Origin of the sequence: Parapedobacter lycopersici (genome assembly GCF_040395035.1) — a bacterium.
Taxonomy (GTDB): domain Bacteria; phylum Bacteroidota; class Bacteroidia; order Sphingobacteriales; family Sphingobacteriaceae; genus Parapedobacter; species Parapedobacter lycopersici_A.
This window is the reverse complement of sequence record NZ_JBEBRB010000125.1, coordinates 1-3,862: the sequence shown is the minus strand read 5'-3', so window position 1 is coordinate 3,862 and position 3,862 is coordinate 1. Positions and strand designations below refer to the sequence as shown.

4 protein-coding genes are annotated in these 3,862 nt (G+C 49.7%); all 4 read right to left on the bottom strand.

Annotation, left to right across the window (positions count from 1 at the left end; translation table 11 throughout):
• On the bottom strand, positions 1–1,482 hold a 1,482-nt coding region (locus ABWO75_RS13550), incomplete at its 3' end, for an FAD-dependent oxidoreductase (RefSeq protein ID WP_353186398.1).
• 83 nt (positions 1,483–1,565) lie between these two features.
• Entirely contained in the window at positions 1,566–2,087 is a 522-nt protein-coding gene (locus ABWO75_RS13545) for a YciE/YciF ferroxidase family protein (protein ID WP_353186396.1), read from the bottom strand.
• Positions 2,088–2,219: 132 nt separating this feature from the next.
• Positions 2,220–2,804: a hypothetical protein gene (locus tag ABWO75_RS13540; RefSeq protein WP_353186394.1), complete on the bottom strand. Its 585-nt coding sequence runs from the start codon at positions 2,802–2,804 to the stop codon at positions 2,220–2,222.
• 43 nt (positions 2,805–2,847) lie between these two features.
• Positions 2,848–3,862: alkaline phosphatase (locus tag ABWO75_RS13535; RefSeq protein ID WP_353186392.1), on the bottom strand; the 1,015-nt coding region annotated here is incomplete at its 5' end.

Genomic DNA, 3,862 nt, shown 5'->3' with positions numbered 1-3,862 from the left:
ATCAAACCGTCCACCGTGGCATGGGCAATCCCAGCTCTGTTCAGCTGCGTTGAAATTTACGATACAGCCAGCATGCGTGCAGACCGGATTCAACGCCGTCACTCCGCCTTGTTGATCTTTATAAACGGCGAGTTTCTCGCCCTTAAACTCCACTACCTTTCCCTCACCGTTCTTCAGCGCCGACAATCTGTCCATGCCCTCCGTTCCAAAGCGGTCAGCCACGAAGTGCCAGGCCACATCCGCATTTTCCTTAACAAACTCAGTGAAGCCGGCAACAGGCTTGAGCCGGGATGGCGCGTAAAGATCACTATATCGGTTTTCGATACCCAATAGCTGGTCGCTGATCACCTTCCCCGATATCGTCCCGAACGTCATCCCATTCCCGTTGAATCCCGTAGCGATATAAATATCCCCTTCCGAAGCAGCCAGGCGTCCAATATAAGGCAAGCCATCCACCGGCACGTAATATTGAGAAGACCACCGGTATACAACCGATTCCACCCGGTAATATTGACGGACATATTTCTCCAGGTTCGCAAAGGCCTGCTCCGGATCATCATGCCCGGTTTTATGATCTTCTCCACCAACGATCAGCAAGCGCTCGCCATTAACCACATGCGTCCTAAAATAATGGTAGGGTTCCTGCATGTCATAGGCCAGGCCCGTTGGGTAATCGGTTTCATCCTTAAGTCTCAGCCCCAATACATAACTCCGGTAAGGCGCACAGCGAAAACTAAAAGCAGTGATCCCGGGAGGCACGTGTGTCGCATAAACCAGCTGCTCTGCCCAAAACGTGCGGTTGTCGGCAACCAGTTCCAAACCGCTATCTACCTTCCTGTGCTCTTTTACAAAACAGTCTTCCAGTATCGCCCCGCCCAGTCGTTGGAATGCCGCTGCTAACCCATTGATATACTTCAGTGGGTGAAACTGACCCTGGTGCCCAAAACGTATAGCCATCTCAAAGGGCACCGGCACGTCGTTACTGTCAGCCGCTTCCACCACGATTCCCGCCTTTCTGGAAGCCTCCAGGATTTTCCGGAGCTGACCGGTCTCCTTTTCATTTTCAGAAAACAGGTAGCCATCCTTGTATTCCAGGTCACACGCTATGCTGTATTCGTTTACCAAGGCGGCAATGAGCGCCATGGCATCTTTGCCCGAATCCGCTACCAACTTGGCCGCGTGCACACCAAAGCTGCTTTCAATTTCGGGGTAAGTCGCATCGAAAAAAGTGTTCAGATGTGCGGTGGTACCTCCGGTCGTCCCAAACCCAACCTTTCCGGCTTCCAGCACCAGGCACCGCTTACCCGCTTTCTGCAACAGCAGTGCCGTCGTAAGCCCGGTAATACCCGCGCCTACAATGATCACGTCAAATACGTCTCCGGCAGTTACACGCGCTGCGCCCGAAACCGAAGATACCACATGCTGCCATGGGCTTACCGTATGGCCGTCACGGGGATTAATTTCTTTATCGTTTTGATCCATTCCATTTACATTTCAGTACACCCTGGGATGAAATAAAAAATCCCGTAACTACGGGACTTTCATTTTTACTGATTAGCTTCAACCTAAGCCGCTGCACCAGTATTGGCTTCATTCATTGCGATTTCCGTTAGCAGGCTATCCGTATCTTTTTCTTCCGCCAACGTAGCCGCAAGCAATTCCTCAGCCTCATTGTGCTCCATCAGCTTCGCATAGGTAACCAAGCAGCCATAACTGGCAATCTCATAATGTTCCACTTTCTGGGCTGCTGAAATAAGCGCGGCATCCAGTACTTCAGGCTGGTCCTGAAAACTTTCCACAATTTCATCTGCTTCCTCCAGCAAGCCCTCCATTGCCTTGCATTTCTTACCCCTGGCCGAAAGTCCGATGGTGCTGAATACTTGTTTCAACCGTTCAATCTGTCCTTCCGTTTGGCCGTAGTGCGTATCAAAAGCCTTCTTTAACGTTTCACTTCCAGCTGCAGCCGATAATTTTTTCAAGCCTTTCAGCAATTGTTTTTCCGCACCTAATATATCCCTTAATTCGTCTACGAATAGTTCGTGCAGGTGCTCATTGGGCATTTCCTGATTTTTGTTCTGTGTCGCCATAATACTATTTTTTTAAAGTAACAGGACAACAAGCCGAACCCAAGAAATGTTTTCGAACAGTGATATTAGGCCGTCAATTTCTTTTTTAGAGAATTACATATTAGCGTCATACTTGCGGCGACGCGACGAATTTCAATCCCTATCACCCTGCGTTCTAAAGTCATCATACATATACCGTCCCATCTCATCAATTTCGCCTGTCAGTTTTATTTTACCCGATTCCAGCCAGCCAAGCACAAGATCCACTTCATCGTCAAGGCCCTGCTCCAGGCTTTTTAAAAGAGCCTTTTTTTCCATTGCATTCAATTCGTCCCAAGTTTCCGCGGTAGTATTTTCCACCTGTGGAACCTGGATCGCTAAGCCGTAACCGATGGCGAGCTGCTGAAGAAAATAATACCCGTCGCAGTATAGTTCGTAAAATGCAACAAGCACCTGTGGCAACCGTTCCGTTTTCAATCGGGCTTCCTGTAGTAAATTGCGCAATTTATAGGTCTCAAAATCAGCTAGGTCGATGTGTTTTTTTAGCAGCTTCCAAAGCTCGTACTTTGCGCCACTTTTTTTGAAGCCCAGGGAGATCAAATCCAGGTAGTCGTCCGGATTCAAATACTGTTCCAGCGTCCGATCGGCATAAAGCCACTTTTCAAAGGCTTCGATCGGGATATCCCCATTAAGCGTCAGGTAAAAACGTTCAACGATTTCCGCCGGAAGATTCGTCATTCGAGGTTGCTTTTTCGGATATATTAGCGACGGATACGCTCAATTACTGCTTTTCATTCCGATGGCGGAATCCGAAGGCGGCCAGTAGTTTATCAAAGATGGTGTTATTGTGATAAATCCCTGTAAACGCCTCCGCGCCGGGGCCATAGGCAAACACCGGCACCATCACGGCCGTGTGGTCATCCGTGGAGAACTCCGCTTTAACCCTGCCCGTGGCCAGATCGCCGCCTGTCAAGGTAAGCCCGCCGGTTTCATGGTCGCCGGTAATCACAATCAGCGTGTGTTTATCTTTCCGGGCAAATTCCAGCACTTTTCCGATGGTCTGGTCGAAATCAATCATTTCCTCGATCACCACATCCCCATCATTAGCATGGCCGCCGTCGTCTATTTTTGACCCTTCAATGAGCAGGAAAAACCCATCTTTGTTCTGGTTAAGGATATTGATCGCAGTCATCGCCGTTCGCGCAAGCTGATCACCACGCTCCTTCACCGAACGCTCAGGCAAAAACCCCGCTAATTTCCCAGCATTAACACGCGTAATTTCTTCCATGTCAGTAGCAACCAGGTACCCATTTTGCCGTAGTTCATCAACCAGGTTTCTCCCGTCAGTCCGGTCGGTAAAATCAGTCATGCCCGCACCGATGAATACATCCACTCCCGATTTCAGGAAATCTGCGGCAATCTCCTGCTGCATGCTCCGCTTCGGTTGGTGAGCCACAAACGAAGCCGGCGTTGCATCGGTAATGGATGTTGTTGCTACCAGGCCCGTTGTCAGCCCATGCGCTTCCGCAATCTCGAGGATCGTCGGCACCGGGTTATCCAGCGAATCGACACCTATTGCACCATTGTTGGTTTTGTGGCCGGTTGAAATTGCCGTGGCACCGGCGCCCGAATCAGTAACGTAACTGGTGGAGTTCGTTTTTGAAAACCCAATGTGGCGGAATTGCTCCAGGTTCAACGGCACCTTGCTGGCGGTCAAACCCGCATATATCTGCACCGCGCTCATGCCATCGCCAATCATAACGATGACATTTTTGGCCTTTTTCACTTTTTGTTTC

Excerpts from the sequence above, each read along its gene's own strand:
- ABWO75_RS13545 (WP_353186396.1), bottom strand. The coding sequence starts at position 2,087 with ATGGCGACACAGAACAAAAATCAGGAAATGCCCAATGAGCACCTGCAC.
- ABWO75_RS13540 (WP_353186394.1), bottom strand. The coding sequence starts at position 2,804 with ATGACGAATCTTCCGGCGGAAATCGTTGAACGTTTTTACCTGACGCTT.